Source organism: Pseudomonas sp. LARHCG127 (assembly GCF_052871455.1).
Window position 1 is genome coordinate 130,841 of sequence record NZ_JBIXJT010000012.1, and the last position, 17,974, is coordinate 148,814.

Annotated in this window: 19 protein-coding genes; 6 read left to right on the forward strand and 13 right to left on the reverse strand. The window is 62.4% G+C overall.

The genetic code is table 11. The features are described 5' to 3' along the window. Positions 1–155: 155 nt before the first annotated feature. The 8 genes from murB to ACIPQ1_RS20725 all read right to left on the reverse strand — a co-directional run bounded on the left by murB (position 156) and on the right by ACIPQ1_RS20725 (position 7,018). Entirely contained in the window at positions 156–1,175 is a 1,020-nt protein-coding gene (murB, locus tag ACIPQ1_RS20690) for a UDP-N-acetylmuramate dehydrogenase (protein WP_411385292.1), read from the reverse strand. Continuing rightward, the gene (locus tag ACIPQ1_RS20695; protein WP_186707183.1) at positions 1,172–1,636 is read right to left on the reverse strand and encodes a low molecular weight protein-tyrosine-phosphatase; all 465 of its coding nucleotides are present in this window, start codon (positions 1,634–1,636) and stop codon (positions 1,172–1,174) included. Before ACIPQ1_RS20695 ends, murB begins: the two co-directional genes overlap by 4 nt. After that, positions 1,636–2,400, reverse strand: a complete 765-nt coding sequence (gene kdsB / locus ACIPQ1_RS20700) for a 3-deoxy-manno-octulosonate cytidylyltransferase (protein WP_186707182.1) — start codon at positions 2,398–2,400, stop codon at positions 1,636–1,638. Before kdsB ends, ACIPQ1_RS20695 begins: the two co-directional genes overlap by 1 nt. Then, positions 2,397–2,582, reverse strand: coding sequence for a Trm112 family protein (locus tag ACIPQ1_RS20705; RefSeq protein WP_003179363.1), 186 nt, complete (start codon positions 2,580–2,582; stop codon positions 2,397–2,399). The genes kdsB and ACIPQ1_RS20705 overlap by 4 nt, the downstream gene beginning before the upstream one ends. A gap of 23 nt (positions 2,583–2,605) precedes the next feature. Continuing rightward, positions 2,606–3,616 carry a tetraacyldisaccharide 4'-kinase gene (gene lpxK, locus ACIPQ1_RS20710; protein WP_411385293.1) on the reverse strand — a complete coding sequence of 337 codons (1,011 nt, stop codon included), beginning with the start codon at positions 3,614–3,616 and terminating at the stop codon, positions 2,606–2,608. Further along, positions 3,616–4,044, reverse strand: coding sequence for an ExbD/TolR family protein (locus ACIPQ1_RS20715; RefSeq protein WP_250962532.1), 429 nt, complete (start codon positions 4,042–4,044; stop codon positions 3,616–3,618). The genes lpxK and ACIPQ1_RS20715 overlap by 1 nt, the downstream gene beginning before the upstream one ends. Then, entirely contained in the window at positions 4,041–4,676 is a 636-nt protein-coding gene (locus ACIPQ1_RS20720; protein WP_024616893.1) for a MotA/TolQ/ExbB proton channel family protein, read from the reverse strand. Before ACIPQ1_RS20720 ends, ACIPQ1_RS20715 begins: the two co-directional genes overlap by 4 nt. Before the next feature lie 95 nt (positions 4,677–4,771). Beyond that, the gene (locus ACIPQ1_RS20725) at positions 4,772–7,018 is read right to left on the reverse strand and encodes a DNA internalization-related competence protein ComEC/Rec2 (RefSeq protein ID WP_411385294.1); all 2,247 of its coding nucleotides are present in this window, start codon (positions 7,016–7,018) and stop codon (positions 4,772–4,774) included. Between the two features lie 145 nt (positions 7,019–7,163). Between ACIPQ1_RS20725 and ACIPQ1_RS20730 the strand changes: the two genes are divergently transcribed. After that, entirely contained in the window at positions 7,164–7,679 is a 516-nt protein-coding gene (locus ACIPQ1_RS20730; protein ID WP_046063671.1) for a DUF2062 domain-containing protein, read from the forward strand. A gap of 200 nt (positions 7,680–7,879) precedes the next feature. Here ACIPQ1_RS20730 and ACIPQ1_RS20735 read toward each other — a convergent pair whose 3' ends face one another. From ACIPQ1_RS20735 to ACIPQ1_RS20750, 4 genes are all read right to left on the reverse strand, one after another. Next, positions 7,880–8,659 (reverse strand): ABC transporter permease, encoded by a 780-nt coding sequence (locus ACIPQ1_RS20735; RefSeq protein ID WP_411387542.1) that lies wholly within the window; start codon positions 8,657–8,659, stop codon positions 7,880–7,882. Positions 8,660–8,661: 2 nt separating this feature from the next. Further along, positions 8,662–9,594 (reverse strand): ABC transporter ATP-binding protein, encoded by a 933-nt coding sequence (locus ACIPQ1_RS20740; protein ID WP_186707178.1) that lies wholly within the window; start codon positions 9,592–9,594, stop codon positions 8,662–8,664. A gap of 136 nt (positions 9,595–9,730) precedes the next feature. Beyond that, a complete protein-coding gene (locus ACIPQ1_RS20745) occupies positions 9,731–10,354 on the reverse strand; it encodes a glutathione S-transferase family protein (protein WP_446534716.1) in 624 nt (207 codons plus the stop codon). Positions 10,355–10,398: 44 nt separating this feature from the next. Then, a complete protein-coding gene (locus ACIPQ1_RS20750) occupies positions 10,399–11,058 on the reverse strand; it encodes a transglutaminase-like domain-containing protein (protein ID WP_411385296.1) in 660 nt (219 codons plus the stop codon). Between the two features lie 415 nt (positions 11,059–11,473). Here ACIPQ1_RS20750 and ACIPQ1_RS20755 point away from each other — a divergent pair, with 415 nt between their 5' ends. Together ACIPQ1_RS20755 and ACIPQ1_RS20760 are read left to right on the forward strand one after the other, a co-directional pair. Beyond that, positions 11,474–13,921, forward strand: coding sequence for an acyl-CoA dehydrogenase (locus ACIPQ1_RS20755; protein WP_411385297.1), 2,448 nt, complete (start codon positions 11,474–11,476; stop codon positions 13,919–13,921). A gap of 88 nt (positions 13,922–14,009) precedes the next feature. Next, positions 14,010–14,417, forward strand: coding sequence for a PA2817 family protein (locus ACIPQ1_RS20760; RefSeq protein ID WP_186707174.1), 408 nt, complete (start codon positions 14,010–14,012; stop codon positions 14,415–14,417). Positions 14,418–14,600: 183 nt separating this feature from the next. Here ACIPQ1_RS20760 and ACIPQ1_RS20765 read toward each other — a convergent pair whose 3' ends face one another. Continuing rightward, on the reverse strand, positions 14,601–15,599 hold the full coding sequence (locus ACIPQ1_RS20765; RefSeq protein WP_411385298.1) for a LysR family transcriptional regulator: 999 nt from the start codon (positions 15,597–15,599) through the stop codon (positions 14,601–14,603). Between the two features lie 91 nt (positions 15,600–15,690). Between ACIPQ1_RS20765 and ACIPQ1_RS20770 the strand changes: the two genes are divergently transcribed. The 3 genes from ACIPQ1_RS20770 (at position 15,691) to ACIPQ1_RS20780 (ending at position 17,791) form a co-directional block, all read left to right on the forward strand. Then, complete coding sequence (locus tag ACIPQ1_RS20770; RefSeq protein WP_250962526.1) at positions 15,691–16,317, forward strand: alanyl-tRNA editing protein; 627 nt, start codon at positions 15,691–15,693, stop codon at positions 16,315–16,317. A 63-nt stretch (positions 16,318–16,380) separates the two neighbouring features. Further along, positions 16,381–17,151: a 2OG-Fe(II) oxygenase gene (locus tag ACIPQ1_RS20775; protein WP_250962525.1), complete on the forward strand. Its 771-nt coding sequence runs from the start codon at positions 16,381–16,383 to the stop codon at positions 17,149–17,151. Position 17,152: 1 nt separating this feature from the next. After that, a complete protein-coding gene (locus ACIPQ1_RS20780) occupies positions 17,153–17,791 on the forward strand; it encodes a LysE family translocator (protein ID WP_250962524.1) in 639 nt (212 codons plus the stop codon). Positions 17,792–17,974: the final 183 nt, after the last annotated feature.

Here is a 17,974-nt window from a genome sequence, read left to right on the forward strand (position 1 = left end):
CGCAGGCGTCTGCATCGGGCCTTTTGGATGCGATGGTCGCATCGTCAGGAGGCTAAATTAACCCAGGATCAAGCAAAACGCCCTGCACAATCCTGCACAAATGATCGTGCGCAGGGTGTGCAGGGCGTTTTTTCAGGCGATTGCGAGAAGGCCGCTCAGTACCGATTGGGTTCCATTTCCAGCTCGACCTGGAAACATTCGGCAATGTCTTTCTGGATGCGCAGGGCCAGGTCCAACAATTGCGGGCCGGTAGCGTTGCCGTAGTTGACCAGCACCAACGCCTGCAACTTGTGCACCCCGGCATCGCCCTCGCGAAAACCCTTCCAGCCGGCCCGTTCGATCAGCCAGCCAGCAGCGATTTTCATCTGCCCGCCAGGCTGTGGATAAGCCACCAGGTCGGGGTATTGCTGCTTGAGATGCGTCACGTGCGCGGCCGGCACCAGCGGGTTCTTGAAGAAGCTGCCGGCATTGCCCAGCACGGCCGGGTCGGGGAGTTTTTCGCTGCGGATGCTGCAAATGGCCCGGCTCACATCCGTCGGCGTCGGCTGATCGATGCCCTGCTCGGTCAATCGCTGGCGGACCGGGCCATACTCCAAGTGCAAGTGCGCAGCGCGACTGAGGGCGAAACGCACCCGCAGGATCAACCAGCGCCCGGCCTGTTGCTTGAACAGGCTGTCACGGTAGGCGAAACGGCATTCTTCGAGGGTGAACTCGTGCAATTCGCCGGTCTGGCGATCCAGCGCGGTGAGGCCAGCGAAGACATCCTTGATCTCCACACCGTAGGCGCCGATGTTTTGCATCGGTGCCGCGCCTACAGTACCGGGAATCAGGCTGAGGTTTTCCAGGCCCGACCAGCCTTGCGCCAGCGTGTGCTGGACGAAGGGATGCCAGGGTTCCCCGGCTTCGGCCTCGACCACCACCCGCTCGCCGTCATCGCTGAGCAGGCGGATCCCCTGGCTGGCCATGCGCACCACCAAGGCGTCGATGTCGCCGGTCAGCAGCAGGTTGCTGCCGCCGCCGATCACCAGCAACGGTACGACATGCTCGCTGGCGTAGTCCAGCGCCTGGCGTACATCGGCGTCGCTGTGGGCTTCGGCGAACAAGCGGGCGCTGACGTCCACGCCAAAACTGTTGAAGGGCTTGAGGCTGACGCCCGCCCGCACCTGCAAGGTCATAACCGCCCCTTCAATTCGATCACCAGGCGATCCGTGGCGCGCTCGATCAAGTCCAGCACCTGCTCGAAGCCCTGCTCGCCGTCGTAGTACGGGTCCGGCACATCGTCGAGTTCGGCTTCGTAGCGCCGCAGGAACAGATCCAGCTCGGCCCTGCCCTTCGCCGGTTGCAGGGCCTGGAGGTTGCGCAGGTTGCTGCTGTCCATCGCCAGGATCAGGTCGTAGGCGGCAAAGTCGGCGCGCGTCACTTGTTGCGCGCGCTGGGCCGACAAGTCGTAGCCACGCCGCAGGGCGGCGGCCTGGCTGCGCTTGTCCGGGGCCTTGCCGACATGCCAGTCACCGGTGCCGGCGGAAGCGACTTCCACCTGCCCGGCCAGCCCGGCCTCGCGCAGCTTGTGGCGCAAGATGCCTTCGGCGGTGGGCGAGCGGCAGATATTGCCGAGGCAGACGAACAGGACCCGCATCAGGCCTCCAGCAGGCGACGAACGCGCTCGAGGTCTTCGGCGGTGTCGACACCGGTCGGCGGGGCGATCAACGCATCGGCGACATGGATCCGCACGCCATGCCACAAGGCCCGCAGTTGTTCCAGCGCTTCAGTGTTTTCCAGCCAGCACGGGCCCCAGGTGACGAAGTCCTGGAGGAAACCGGCGCGGTAGGCGTAAATGCCGATGTGACGGCGGTACGGCACGCCTTCTGGCAGCACGTCGCGGTCTTGGGCGAAGGCATCCCGCGCCCAGGGCAACGTCGCACGGCTGAAGGTCAATGCCAGGCCATTGAGGTCGCTGACCACCTTGACCACGTTGGGGTTGAACAAGGTCTGCACATCCTCGATCGGCTCGGCCAGGGTGGCCATGCGCGCTTCGGTGTGGGCCGCGAGGTTGGCGGCGACCTGATCGATCACGCTCGGCGGGATCAACGGCTCGTCACCTTGCACATTGACGACGATCGCGTCGGCGGCCAGACCAAGCTTCGCCGCGACTTCCGCCAGGCGATCGGTGCCGGAATTATGGTCTTCGCGCGTCAGTACGACCTCGGCGCCAAAGCCCTTGCAGGCCTCGACGATGCGCGCATCGTCAGTCGCCACCACGACGCGCTGGGCGTTGCTTTTGCAGGCCTGTTCCCAGACATGCTGGATCATCGGCTTGCCGGCAATCGACAGCAGCGGCTTGCCGGGCAGGCGCGTCGAGGCAAAGCGCGACGGAATGACAACGGTAAAGGCGGTAGTCATTTATCCAGGCGCTCGTCGGTGGTCAGGGTACGGGCTTCGCTTTCGAGCATCACCGGGATGCCGTCGCGAATCGGGTAAGCCAGGCCGGCGCCCTTGCTGATCAGTTCGGTCTTGTCGGCGCTGAGCTTGAGCGGGCCTTTGCAGACCGGGCAGGCCAGAATATCGAGCAGTTTGGTGTCCATGGAATTCCCTTGGGTAAAAGGTGTTAAGGCAAGAGCCGATCCGGCAACAGGCGCATCAACTGCGTATCGAACCAGGCCGCGAAGGCCGGCGACGGCACGGCATCCACCGCCAGGTACCACCAGTCGGGCGCGGCGAAGGCACGGCATTTGACCGCGTCTTTTTCCGTCATGACCACCGGCAGGGATGGCGTGAAATTCAAGGCCTGGGCGCTGTATTCCGCATGGTCGGCAAACCCGTGCGGTATGGGCCGCCAGTGTAGCGTTTCGAGGGTCTTGAAGAAACGCTGGGGATTGCCGATGCCGGCCACGGCGTGCAAGGCCTGGCCGGATGGAAAATGGTCGAGGGGACGGCGCTCGCCGCTCGCCAGGTTCACCAGTTCGGTGGGACGCAGTTGGAAGGCGAAGCCGTCTTCGCGGTCGGCACTGGCACCGTTGTACAGCACGGCGTCGACCGATTGCAGGCGCTCCACTGGCTCGCGCAATGGCCCGGCGGGCAGGCAACGTCGGTTGCCGAGGCCGCGGGCGCTGTCGATCAGCACCAGCTCAAGGTCCCGGGCCAATCGATAATGCTGCATGCCATCGTCGGACAGGATCAGGTCCAGCGGTTCGCTCTCCAGCAGCGCCTGGACCGCGCGACTGCGATCGGGGTCGATCATCAGCGGCACGCCCGTGCGCTGGACGATCAACAGCGGCTCGTCCCCCGCGACATCGGCGCCCTGCTCGGCCGCGACCCGCCACGGCAGTTGCGGCGGCTTGGCACCATAGCCCCGGCTGACCACCCCGACCCGCAGGCCACTGCGCTGGCAGTGCTGGATCAGCCACAGGATCAACGGCGTCTTGCCGGTGCCCCCAACAGTGATATTGCCCACCACCACCAACGGCACGGGCGGCTGGTAGATCAGGCCTTCACCTGCCAGGAAACGCTCGCGCTTGCCCACCACCACCCGCCGGTACAACCACTCCAGTGGGCGCAGCAGGGTCAGGGCCGGGTGACCGTCATACCACGCGGCAAGCAATCGATCGGACATGGCCATCAGGGTGCCGGAGCCGCCTCGACCGTGGTCATGCGCAGATGGCTGAAACCAAGCTTGCCGGCCGCGTCCATGGCGGTGATCACCGATTGATGAGGGGTCTTGCCGTCGGCGCTGATGGACAGCGGCAGGCTGGTGTCGCCGCCAGACTCTTTCTGCAAGGCCTCGATCAGGCTCGCCAGGTCGCTCTTGGGCAGCAATTGGTTGTTCACCGAAAACGCCCCTTCGGCGCTGATAGTGACTTCCAGGTTCTTGAGTTGCTGGTCTTCGGCCGGCGAGCCGCTGACGGCTTCCGGCAATTCAACCTTGAGCTGGGTTTCCCGGGTGAACGTGGTGGTCACGACGAAAAACAGCAGCAGGATGAACACCACGTCGATCAGCGACGCAAGGTTGATCTCGATGTTTTCCCGGGGCTTGCGGCGGAATTTCACTTCTTGCCCCCAGCCAGGTCCACGTCACGATCACCCTGCACCACCTCGACCAGCTTGATGGCTTCCTGCTCCATGCCCACCACCAACTCGTCGACGCGGCGTTGCAGGAATCGATGGAAGAACACCGCCGGAATACCGACCATCAGGCCAGCGGCGGTGGTGATCAGGGCCTTGGAAATCCCCCCCGCCAGTACTGCGGCGTTGGTGGTCATGCCGGAACCGGTAAATGCGCTGAAGATGTCGATCATGCCCAACACCGTACCCAGCAGGCCCAGCAGCGGGGACATGGCGGCGATGGTGCCCAGGGTATTGATGTAGCGCTCCAGTTCATGGATGACCCGGGCGGCGGCCTCCTCGATGCACTCCTTCATGATCTCGCGACCATGCTTGGAGTTCGCCAGGCCAGCCGCGAGGACTTCCCCCAGCGGCGAACTGGCCCGCAGCTCCTTGAGCTTGTCCTTGTTCAGCTGCTTGTCCTTGATCCAGACCCAGACCTGCCCGAGCAGATGCTCCGGCGTCACGCGGCTGGCCCGCAGGGTCCACAGGCGTTCGGCAACGATACCCAGTGCCGCGATGGAACTCAGAATGATCGGCAACATCATCCAGCCGCCGGATTTGACCAATTCCCACACAGTGACTGCCCCCTCGAAAAAGTGCGCCACTTTATCACACAGACTCGCCTTGCAGACCCGCTCCGCCGATAAGCGCATCCGCCGATTGCCCTGGATCAATGTTGCCGCGGTGGCCCGACGCCGGGCGGATCGCGCCAGTAGCGTCGGTGCCCGGCCTCGGTGCGCGGCAACTCGAACGCGCCCAGTTGCAGACGAATGGCACCCTGCTCGGCGCTGTCGTAAATCGCCAGGCCCGAGCGGCGGTACCGGGCCATCACTTGGGGATGGGGATGACCGAACGCGTTGCCCTGCCCTCGGGAGATCAGCACCGAATGCGGCTTGAGGCGCGACAGCAAGGCCATCGACGACGAGCTGCGGCTGCCGTGATGAGGCGCGGCCAGCCACTGGATCGGCAGCGCCAAGGCTTCGTCGAGCAGGGCGCGCTCGGCGTGGGTGTCGATATCGCCGGTCAGCAGCAGGCGTTCGCCGCCGGCCTCCACCAGCAGCACGCAGGACTTCTGGTTGCTTTCGACGGCAGAGGCCCACCGCCACAGCTCGAACCCGACGCCATCCCACTCCCAACGCCTGCCGCTGTCGCAAGGCCCAGCCTGCAATTGCTCAGGCAGCGCGTCGGGATCGCCACTGATCACTTCCATCGTCGGCAGTCCCTTGCGCACGGCGCGGGCGCCGCCGGCATGATCGGCGTCTGCATGGCTGAGGAGCATCAGGTCCAAGCCATGCACGCCGAGTTTACGCAAGGTCGGCAGCACGACACGTTCGCCCACATCGGCCTCGCCAAAACGCGGCCCGGCGTCGTAAAGCAAGGTGTGATGCCGGGTGCGTACCAGCACCGCCAGTCCTTGGCCGACGTCCAGTTGCCAGACCTCGGCGTGCCCTGGCGGCAGGTTCTCTCGCGGCGGGAACACCATCAGCAAGACCATCGGCCACCCCAGCAAGCGCAGCGGCACCCCTTTGGGCAATAGCAGCAAAAAAGCCCCCAGGGCGGCGATACCCAAGGCCCAGGACGGGACCGCAACCGGCACCCAGGCGGGCAATCGCCCGGCCACCAACGCCAGCCCCCTGAACAGCAGATCGAGTAAACCGCCGGCGATCCACAGCAGCCCTTCACCGATGAGCGGCACCGGCAACAACGCCGTGCCGAGCAGCGCCGGCGGCAAGACCAGCAGGCTGATCCACGGCACCGCGATCAAGTTCACCAGCGGTCCGCTGAGGCTGACCGGCAAGCCCACGATCAACAGCAGCGGACACAGGCCGAGCGCAACCAGCCACTGGGCTCGGGTCCAGGTTTGCCACCAGCGCCAGGGCCCCAGGCGAGCACCAAAGGTGAACATCAAGATGGCGACGGCCGCGAACGACAACCAGAATCCCGGCCGCAGGCTGGCGAGCGGGTCGAACACCAGCACCCCGGCGAAGGCCAGTAGCCAAGCCCACCAGGGATCAGGCTGCTTGAAGCGCAAGCGCCACAACAACACCAGGCCGATCATCGCGCAGGCCCGTCGCACCGGCACCTCGAACCCGGCGAGCAAGCCGTAGCCCAGGGCGGCGCAAAAGGCCAGCGCACAGGCCCAAGGCAACCACGCGAGCCCCGCCGGCCAAAGGCCATAACGCGCCGCGCCGGCCACCAGCAGGTACACCAGGCCGGCAAGCAGGCCGATGTGTTGCCCGGAAATTACCAGCAAATGAACGGTGCCGGTGTCCTGCAACACCTGCCAATCCTCGCGACTCAGCCCGCCACCGTCACCCAGGACCAATGCCGCCAGCGCACCGGAGCGGCCGTAGGCATCGACCTGTGCCAGCGCCTGGCGCACCTCGTCACGCCAGGCGCCCCGGGCCGCTTGCAGGAGACGCCCTTGCTTGATCGTCCCGGTCGCGCCGATACCCCGGCTCAACAACCAGGCGGCATAATCGAAGCCGTGCGGGTTCAGCAACCCGGCGGGTCGCTTGAGCTTCACTGCCAATCGCCAGCGTTCGCCGCTGTTGATGGGCGGGCCACCAAACCAGGCGAGGCGCAGCGTTTTCGGTAACCGGGTACGACGTGATTGGACATCGGCCAGTCCGAAGCGCACCACGCCGTCGCCCTGTTGCGGCAAACCGACGACGCGCCCTTCGACCCAGCGGGTTTCTCCGTCCAGGGTAGCGGGTAACCGGTCGTCCAGCGCCCACTGCGCCGACAGGCAGGCCCAGGCCAGCCCGAACAGGAAAAAACCCAGCGGGTAGGTTCGAAACGGCAACACCATCAACGCCAGCAGCGGCATGGCTGCAACCAGCCACAACGGCGGCAGTGCCGGTAAAAAAATCGGGGCCACCAGCCCCAGTGCAAGCGCGACTAATCCTGTGCGCATAACCCGTCCTTGAGAGTGCCCCCTTCAGGCATAGACGGTTCGCGGCACCGCTGGCGTTATCAATTGTCACAAAGTCTGAATCTGCCAGCCGTAGAATCCAGACATACTTGCGGCTTTAATTGCGTTGAACCGACCGAGAAGCCTTATGCCCCGGCGCCTATTCAAACGTTACATGCCAGACCCAGAAAGCATTCGGGAACATAAGTCCTTACGTTTTCTCGGTACCCTGCTGCACGATCCCAATCTTTGGCACCTCAATCGGCACTCAGTGGCCCGGGCGATGGCCGTTGGCCTGTTCGCCGCGTTCCTGCCGATCCCGTTGCAGATGTTGCTGGCCGCGGCGCTGGCCGTTACGGTGCGCGGCAATATGCCGATTGCGGTGAGCCTGGTGTGGCTGACCAACCCGATCACCATGCCGGCGGTGTTTTTCTGCACCTACCAGACCGGCGCCTGGCTGATGGACGTACCCGCCCGGACGCTGCCCGAAGAACTCACCTGGGAATGGATCAGCGGCCAGTTGTCCACCTTGTGGCAACCGTTCCTGCTGGGCTCGGTGGTGACCGGCCTGGTGCTCGGCGCCCTGGCCTACTTCGTCACCATGAGTTATTGGCGCTGGTGGGTGGCGCGGCAGTGGCGGCGGCGCAAGAAAAGCCGGATGTGAGATGCACAAAGGCCTCCTGGGAATGGAGGCCTTTTTTGTGGTGCATTGACTGCCCCCCTGTGGGAGCGAGCTTGCTCGCGAAAGCGGTGGGTCAGCTTGCATCGGTGTTGGATGTACCGCCGCCATCGCGAGCACGCTCGCTCCCACACTGGATCTCTAGTGAACACAAATCTTGTGCCCTCCCACAGGGGAGTTCGGGGTCAGGTCCGCATCCCGCGCCCGCTGACCAGCAACCGCGCGCAACCGATGTAGAGCACCACGGTCGCCACCAGCATGAAGGTGATGGCGATGCTGATCTTGATGTCCGACACACCGAGGATGCCGTAGCGAAAGGCGTTGACCATGTGCAGCACCGGGTTGGCCAGGGACACGGTCTGCCAGAACGGCGGCAGCAGGGAGATCGAGTAGAACACCCCGCCCAGGTAGGTCAGCGGCGTGAGCACGAACGTCGGGATGATGGAGATGTCATCGAAGTTGCGCGCAAACACGGCATTGATGAAACCCAGCAGCGAAAAGATCGTGGCCGTGAGCACCACCACCAAGACCGTCACCCCCAAGTGATGCACCTGCAGATCGGTGAAGAACAACGACAGCAGCGTCACGATCAGGCCCACCGCCAGGCCGCGCAGCACGCCGCCCAAGGTGTAGCCAACGAGGATCGTATGGGGCGACACCGGCGACACCATCAACTCTTCGATCGAGCGCTGGAACTTGCTGCCGAAGAAGCTCGATACGACGTTGCCGTAGGAGTTGGTGATCACCGACATCATGATCAGCCCCGGCACGATGTAGTCCATGTACGTGAAGCCACCCATGTCGCCGATCTGCCGGCCGATCAGGTTACCGAAGATCACGAAGTACAGGACCATGGTGATGGCCGGCGGCAGCAGCGTCTGCGGCCAGATCCGCATGAAGCGGCGGACTTCACGGTAGACGATGGTATTGAGGGCGATGAGGTTGGGGCGCAGTTCGGAACTCATGCTCATACCGCCACCTTCGCCAGATTTTTCTCTACCAGGGACACGAACAACTCCTCGAGGCGATTGGTTTTGTTGCGCAAGCTCAGCACTTCAATGTTTTGCAGGGCCAGTTGGGTGAACAAGCCTGTGATGCCCGCGGCTTTGTCCACTTGCACTTCCAGGGTGTGGCTGTCCACCAGGCGAGCCGGATAACCGATGAGCTGGGGCGCGGTCGCCAGGTCGCCTTTCAGGTCCAGCAGGAAGGTCTCCACATGCAGTTGGCTGAGCAACTGGCGCATGCTGGTGTTCTCGACAATGGTGCCGTGGTCGATGATGCCGATGTTGCGGCACAACTGCTCAGCCTCTTCCAGGTAGTGGGTGGTGAGGATGATGGTGATGCCTTTCTGGTTCAGCTCGGTCAGGAAGCTCCACATCGAACGACGCAGCTCGATGTCCACGCCAGCGGTCGGCTCGTCGAGGATCAGCAGGCGCGGCTCATGCACCAACGCGCGGGCGATCATCAGTCGACGTTTCATGCCGCCGGACAGCGAGCGGGACGGCACGTCACGCTTGTCCCACAGGCCCAGTTGGGTCAGGTACTGCTCGGCGCGCTCGTTGGCGATCTTCGGCGGGATGCCGTAGTAACCGGCCTGGGTCACGACGATGTCGAAGGTCTTTTCGAACTGGTTGAAATTGAACTCCTGGGGCACCACGCCGATGCAACGCTTGAGGGCGGCGGGCTCGCGATCCAGGTCGTGACCAAAGACATTCACCGTGCCGCTGGTCTTGTTCACCAGGGTGGAAAGAATGCCGATGGTGGTGGATTTGCCGGCACCGTTAGGGCCGAGCAAGGCGAAGAAATCACCTTCGGCGACATCCAGATCGATACCACTCAGGGCCTGGAAACCGTTGCCGTAGGTTTTGGTTAACTGCCGGATGGACAGAGCGGAACTCATATCGGATTACGCACCAAGAAGGGAGGGAAGAAAAGAATAGATAAGGGCGGGCGGCGAGCAATACAACCACGGCGCACGAAGGCAATGGTGCTTGGCGTCGCCGCACAAGTACAGTCAAGTGTGTCGATAGTAAGTATTAAGTCAACGCGGTCATGACGGCCTTGCGGTAGGCCGTACGCTCCTGCAACCGCGCGTACCAGGCCTGCACACCAGGCCGCTCGGCGCGCTGGATGGGCATCTCGAACCAGGCATAAATGAAACTGCCCAGGGGAATGTCGCCCATGCCGATTTCATCACCCGACAGGTAAGGTTGCTCGCTCAAGGTCTGCTCGACCATCGCCAGCAAGTCGTCACATTCCTGGATCGCCGCATCGATGGCCGACCAGTCCTGTTGTTCGGCCGGGGTACGCAAGACGCCCCAGAACACCGTGCGAAACGGTGCGGCAAAGCTGGATGTGGTCCAGTCCATCCACTTCTCAGCCTGGGCCCGTGCCTGCACGTCAGCCGGATACCAGGCCGAGCCCGACGCATGGCGCGCCGCCAGGTAGCGCACGATGGTGTTGGATTCCCAAAGTACGAAGCCGTCGTCTTCGATCATCGGCACGCGGCCGTTGGGGTTTTTCGCACGGTACTCGGGCGTGTCCACCACACCGAATGCCCCGCCGGCATCGATGGTCTCGTAGGCCAGCCCCAACTCTTCTGCGCACCACAACGCCTTGCGCACATTCGATGAATTTTTCCGGCCCCATATCTTCAGCATCACGGCGTCCTCGATGGATAAATGCCGCAGCAGCATACGCCGGATCAGGCGCGACTCAAATCGCCCTGCATGTCGCCGAGCAAGAGCGGCACCTGCTCGCCGAACAGGTGCGGATAGCATTTTTCCAGGTGTTCGAAGAAGAAGGCCTCGGGCACATCGGCGAACTGGCCGTGCTCGGTGACGTACTCCATCAGCTTCGCCCCTTGCCGATTGAACGGGTGGAAGACGCTGTCGTGGCGACCGTCGAACTCCAGCGGGGCCACATCGAACAACTCGCACAACCCCTGGTTGAAAGCCGGCGTGGCCTTGACCCAGCGGTCGTTCAGGTACAGCTCGGTATAACCGTGCATGGCAAACACGTCGCTCCTGAGCAATTCCAGCAGGCGCGGCGTAGACAGGTGATTACGGACGTCCGCCAGGCCAATACGCGCCGGGATGCCGCAATGCCGGGCACAGCCGGCCAGCAAGGTGGCCTTGGGCACGCAATAGCTTTCGCCGGCCATCAACGCGTAACTGCCCCGCAGGGTCTCCGGGTCACGGCTGAAGGTGTAGGGGTTGTAGCGCACCGCCTCGCGCACGGCGTAATACAGGCTGACCGCCTGGGCCAGCGGGTCGCGATCGGCGCCGCGGTGGGTTTCGGCGAAGTCGATGACCGCGGGGTGGTCGCTGTCGGTGAAGCGGCTGGGGTTCAGGTATTGCTGCATAAAAGGAAGACCTCTTGGGAAAATCACCGCTGGTATGCCGAACCCGATCCTTGTGGCGAGGGAGCTTGCTCCCGCTGGGATGCGTAGCGGCCCCCAGCTTTTACGGTTGCTGCGCAACCGAGCGGGAGCAAGCTCCCTCGCCACAGTAAGTGTCTTCACCACAAGGGTTGGTGTATTGGCACCGGGAAAACACGAGTCTATCCACAGCCCCAGCCCAGCGATAACGGCATTCCGGCCAAACAATGGCGTTTTCTCACTTTGATAACGAACGATTTCCCACGGCTGTTGCCAACCAGACTGGCGCAATGAACCCAGGGTTTCCCACGAAATCAATCACATCGCGCTGACCGCCGGTTTTGCAGATGCCGTCTAAGCTCTGAAGGTCGGTTTTGCCTTGGTTCACGGAGGATTACATATGCTGTTGTTGTGGATACTGGTCTTGGTCGTCGGGATCGCCTGGCTGGCGCATCGGCGCACCGACCCGCTGCCCGCGCTGGGTATCGTCGCGGTCTACCTGTTGGCCATGGGCATTTTCAGCCATGCGCCCGGCTGGCTGCTGCTGATCCTCTGGGTGGCGCTCGCGGCTGTCGCGGCCCCGCTGCTGCTACCGGACCTGCGCCGCAAATATTTCAGTGCGCCGATGTTCGACTGGTTCCAGAAAACCCTGCCGCCCATGTCCGAGACCGAGCGCGACGCCATCGATGCCGGTACGGTGTGGTGGGACGGCGAACTGTTCAGCGGCCGCCCGGACTGGGACTTGTTGCTGTCTTACCCCAAGGTGCGACTGACCGAGGAAGAGCAGGCGTTCCTCGACGGCCCCACCGAAGCACTCTGCGCGATGGTCAGCGACTGGCAGATCGGCCAAGCCATGGACCTGCCACCTGAAGCCTGGGCCCATATCAAGGAGCACGGGTTCTTCGCGCTAATCATCCCCAAGGAATATGGTGGCAAGGGTTTCTCCGCCTATGCCCACTCCCAGGTGGCGATGAAACTGGCCACCCGCAGCGGCGACCTGGCCTCCACCGTCATGGTCCCCAACTCCCTCGGCCCGGCGGAACTGCTGCTGCACTACGGCACCGACGAACAACGCGACCACTACCTGCCGCGACTGGCCCGTGGCGACGATATTCCCTGCTTCGCCCTGACCGGGCCGCTGGCCGGCTCCGACGCCGGAGCCATGCCCGACACCGGCATCATCTGCAAGGGTGAATGGGAGGGCCAGGAAACCCTCGGCCTGCGCCTGAACTGGGAAAAGCGCTACATCACCCTCGGCCCGGTGGCCACCCTCTTGGGCCTGGCATTCAAGGCGTATGACCCCGACCACCTGCTGGGTGACGAAGAGGACCTGGGCATCAGCCTCGCCTTGATTCCCACCGACACCCCTGGTGTGCACATCGGCCGCCGTCACCTGCCCCTCGGCGCCGCGTTCATGAACGGGCCGAACTGGGGCAAGGACGTGTTCATCCCGCTGGACTTCCTGATTGGTGGCCAGGCCATGCTCGGCAAGGGCTGGATGATGCTGATGAACTGCCTGTCGGTCGGACGCTCGATTTCCCTGCCGGCGGTGGGCACCGGTGCAGCGAAGTTCACCAGCCTGGTAACGGGCCAGTACGCCCAGGTGCGCGAGCAGTTCAACGTACCGTTGTCGGCATTCGAAGGCATCCAGGAAGCCATGGCGCGCATCGGCGGCAATGCCTGGATGATGGATGCGGCACGCATGCTGACCGCCAACGCGGTGGACCTGGGGGAAAAACCCTCGGTGCTGTCGGCCATTCTCAAGTACCACCTGACCGAACGCGGTCGCGAGTGCATCAGCCACGCCATGGACGTGCATGGTGGCAAGGGCATCATCATGGGCCCGAACAATTACCTGGGTCGCAGTTGGCAAGGTGCGCCGATCTTCATCACGGTCGAAGGCGCGAACATTCTGTCGCGCAACCTGATGATCTTCGGCCAGGGCGCCATTCGCTGCCATCCGTTCGTGCTCAAGGAAATGGCCTTGGCGACCCGTGAAGACAAGGACCAGGCACTGGTCGAGTTCGATGCCTTGTTGCTCAAGCACATCGGTTTCGCAGTCAGCAACGCCGCCAGCACCCTGGTGCTCAACTTGGGCCTGGGGCATTTCGAGAGAGCACCCGGCAATGCCTTGAGCCAGGGTTATTTTCGCGCCCTCAACCGCCAGGCAGCGGCATTCGCCCTTCTGGCAGACCTGAGCATGATGCTGCTGGGCGGCGAGCTCAAACGCCGCGAACGCCTGTCGGCCCGCTTGGGCGATGTCTTGAGCAACCTGTACCTGGCGTCCGCCGCGCTCAAGCGTTATCACGACCTCGATTCGCCGGAGCACATGGCGCCGCTGTTCAACTGGGCCATGGAGGAAAGCCTCGGCCAGGCGGAACACGCGCTGGATGAGCTGCTGGGCAACTTTCCGAACCGGGTACTGGGTTGCCTGTTGCGCCTGGTGGTGTTCCCCTTCGGTCGTCGTCACAAAGGCCCGAGCGACAGGCTCGACGCCGAGGTGGCCGCGGTCATTGGCCGACCCAAGGGTGACCCGACCCTCGAAGAGTTGTTGCGAGGTTGCTATCGTCCGCAATCGACCGACGACCCGGTGGGCGCCCTGCAACACGCCGCCGATCTGCTGGCGGCCGCCCATCCGCTGCACAAGAAACTGCACGGAGCGCTCAAGCAGGGCCAGCTCAACCCCGCACCAGGCGAACCCCTCATCGATGCGGCGCTGGAAGCCGGTGTGCTGCAAGCCGGCGAAGCGCAGACCTTGCGCGCGGCCGAGGCGGCGCGGCGCAAGGTCATCGATGTGGATGATTTCGATAAGGATGAGCTGACACTGGCGCAGGACAAAGTCCGGTGACCTGACGACCAGGTACGTGCATCACCTATAAAAGCGGGCGCAAGGGCTTTATACTCCTGCGCCCGTTTTGCTCTTGAGGACTTATCTCGTGTCCAACATCGTTGCCGATCACCTTATCTTGCTTGACCACTTGCGCAGCATCCTGGTCGCCGTGGGTGAGGCCGAACAGGTGCCCGAAGAAAGCCACGCCTTGTTCCTGGAGCGCTTCGACGAATTGCGCGCGCAACTGCCCGTCGACCCGATCGAAAGCCAGTACCTGGGTCAGGACCTGCTGTGCCAGGTAATCGTCCGTTATCCACAGATCGCCCACCTGGTGCCTCGCGACCTGCTCTGGTACTTCGCCGGTGACTGCCTGCACTACATGCCCGACGAAGAAATCGCCCTGTACCAAGCCCTGGAAGAGCGTCGTTTCGAAGCCGAGCAGAACGACGAGCCTTTCGACTGGAACCAGGAAAAGCAATTGCTGGCGATGTCGGACCAGGACAGCAAGCACTGATAACGACCCGTCATGCAAAAGGCCCGCACGGTTACCCTGCGGGCCTTTTTTTGTCTGGGCAAAGTGTGTTGCCTGGATGGGCCTCATCGCGAGCAAGCTCGCTCCCACAGGGGCTGTAGCGGACATGAACTCCTATGATCAACGCAACCAGTGTAGGAGCGAGCTTGCTCGCGATGGCGCCCGTCAGAACAACCCATCACTCTCCGGCAACTCATAGTGCGCCGCGACCTTGCCGGACCGACTCCCTGTGCCCACTTTGTTCAAGGTCGGCTCCTTCGCCAGGCACTCCACCAGATAATCAATGAACACCCGCAGCTTCGGCGGCAGGTAGCGGGTCGGCGAATGCAGCAACCACAAGCCACCGTGGTAGGAAGCCAGGAACGTCCAGTCAGCCAGCACCTGCACGATCAACCCCTGTTCCAAGGCATGTCGGGCGGTAAAATACGGCAGGCTACCGATGCCGATGTGCTGCAAAACCGCCCCCAACCGCACGCCCGTGTGATTGGCCGCATAGCGTCCGCGCACGGCTACGGTGACGGCCTTGCTGCCCTTCTTGAATTTCCAGCGCGCATCGTTCGGGGTTTCTCCCAGGTAAACGCAGCTGTGCTCCAGCAGATCGTGGGGATGCATGGGAACACCGTGTTCCGCCAGGTATTGCGGCGTGGCGCAGAGCAAGTGGTCAATGGTCAGCAATTGGCGCCCCACCAGGCCGGCCGGCGGTTGATCGGTAATCCGGATGGCCAGGTCGACATGATCATCGATCAAGTCGACCTGTCGATCTTCCAGGAACAGCTCCACATCGACCTTGGGATAACGGCGCAAGAATTCAGGCATGTGCGGATGAATCACGAAACGCCCCACTGCCTTGGGCACACTGACGCGGATACGTCCTTGCGCTTCCTGGGTGAACTGGCCGCTGATTTCCATCACCGACCGAGCGGCGGCGACCATTTCCTGGCAGCGCTTGAACACCTCTTCCCCGCCATCGCTCAAACGCAACTTGCGGGTGGTGCGCTGCAACAATCGGGTCGCCAGGGCTTTCTCCAGGCGGGAAATGCTGCGGCTGATGGCCGACGGCGATGAGCCTGATTGACGGGCCGCTTCGGAAAAACTGCCGGTCTCCACGACCTTGACGAAGATGGCCATTTCGGCAAGCAACGGCAACGGTAGATTTGTGCTCATGGCGCAACAGTCCTTTGAAATTCGAACGGATTATCACCCTTTTACACGCTACCTATAATCCCGTCACAATTTCTGGATGTGGGTATGGACCATGACGCTTCGCCTCTTTTTCCACAGCGATGACCTCAAGGCCAACGTGGAAGTCCTGGAATGCAGCCCCCAGGAGAATGAATATGCCGTGGTGCTGCGCGCCACCCTGTTCCACCCCCAGGGCGGCGGCCAGCCTTGCGACACTGGCTGGATAGGTGAAAGCCAGGTCATGCGCGTCATTCAGGACGGGCAGCAGATCATTCATTACGTCGACCGTCCGATAGCCCCGGGCATGGTCGCGATCCGCGTGGATGAACAGCGGCGGTTGCTCAATTCACGCCTGCACTCGGCCGGGCATCTGATCGGGCATTTCGCCGAAAGCCGTGGCTGGAAGCCGATCAAGGCCCACCACTGGCCCGGAGAAAGCCGCGTACAGTTCCAGCCCGGCGAACACTTTGAGGAGCTGGATGTATCGATCATCCAACAGGGCATCGATGTATGGATCGCCGCGGACCTGCCGCGCCTGATCGCACTTCGCCAAGGCACCCGGGAAGTCGGCTTCGGTGAGCTGGCGGCTTATGGCTGCGGCGGCACCCATGTCAGGCGGCTGCAAGAGCTGGGAGCCGTCACCATCGCCTCGCTTTCACAAAAGAAAGGAATGTTGTCAGTTCACTACCACGTGGCCTGATATTCAGCCTTGCGGCCAGGAATTGCTCGCAAGCCCCTCCCCCTATTCAGACGGACCTGTCTCATGATGCTTGATGTTGAGCACCTCGATCAGTGGTGTATCAAGAAATTGATAGATGGCGAAGTGCTCGCTGTGCGCTTGAAAAACTTTCTGTCGGAATCATTGGCCATTGAAATTGGTAACAAGATCCTTGCCCCCGGTTTCGAAGGTTATATCAACGCCCCCAGCATCGGGCGCATCGGCATGGCTTTCTATGAGGCCGAGAATCAGCCACCACTGATGGAAGACTACTTCCGCCAGGCCGGTCGCAATATCGTCGAGCTGCGCAACCGTTGTGCACCGTATTCCTCGCCAGTCGACACCTTGCGCTGCATGCTCGACGAAACCTGGCCAGCAGGGGCGCACCTGGAAAGCCTTTACGGCCGAAAGATGTACGTAGGCCTGTCTCGTGTAGTGAAACCCGGCGTGTGTTTCCTGGCCCATCACGATATTTTCGCCAAGGACGCGCCCGACAGTTTCCAGGCCCACAGCCTGCAAGCCCAGTTCGCCTGCAACCTCTATCTCAACATGCCCTCCGAAGGCGGCGCACTGCAGATATGGGATAAGCACGTCTCCCCAGAGCTGTTCGATGAAATGCGCGGCGACAGCTACGGCATAGACCCCGCCCTGCTCGGCCGCCCGACCCTGGAAGTACGACCGCAACCCGGCGACTTCATCATGTTCAACTCGCGATACATGCATTCGGTCAGCCCCGGTGTGGCCGCCCCACGCCTGAGCCTTTCGTTTTTTGTCGGTTATCGCGGCGATTCCTCGCCCCTGACCTTTTGGAGTTGAAATGCTATCCAACTACCTTGGCGAATTTCTGACCCTGGCTACCCTCCACTTTCTCGCGGTGGTCGCGCCCGGTCCGGATTTCGCCGTGACGATTCGCCAGAGCGTTCGCTTCGGTCGCTGGGTCGGGATCTGCACGGCACTGGGAATAGGTGCTGGCATTTCGGTGCATGTCCTCTACACCTTGCTCGGCGTCGGTGCGCTGATGCATACCACCGCGTGGTTGCTGACGGCGGCCAAGATCGTGGGCGGAGCATACATTATCTACTTGGGCATCAGCCTGCTGCGCAGCCAACCCAAGTCCTCCCTTGAAAACCAGCAGGACAACGAACAGGCCATCGCCCGACAAACGCCCTTTAAAGCTTTTGTCACCGGCTTCCTGACCAACGCCACCAACCCCAAGGCCACGCTGTTCTTCCTGGCGATTTTCACCACGTTGATCAGCGCGACGACGCCGCTGCAAATCCAGGCATTGTATGGGGTCTGGATGTGCTTGGTGAACGCACTGTGGTTCGTCGTCGTGGCGCTGTTTTTTTCCAGCGCAAAGGTGCGGGAGGTATTCCTGCGCATGGGCCATTGGTTCGAGCGGACCATGGGAGTCGTACTGATTCTGTTTGCCGGCCGGCTGATCCTTTCCATGTGAATACGTCAACCGAAAACCGCAAGAAAAGACAGATTATTGACGCGAATTTTGTCTGCCTTTCCCACCCGTCAGCTTTTAGTCATTTTTTTGTCCCGAGGCGTGGCGCTTTGCCATGCTTGAACTACCGTCAAACACAAGCGAGGACGGGGTCGGTAAAAAGTGCCTCAAACGCCCTGATCGATA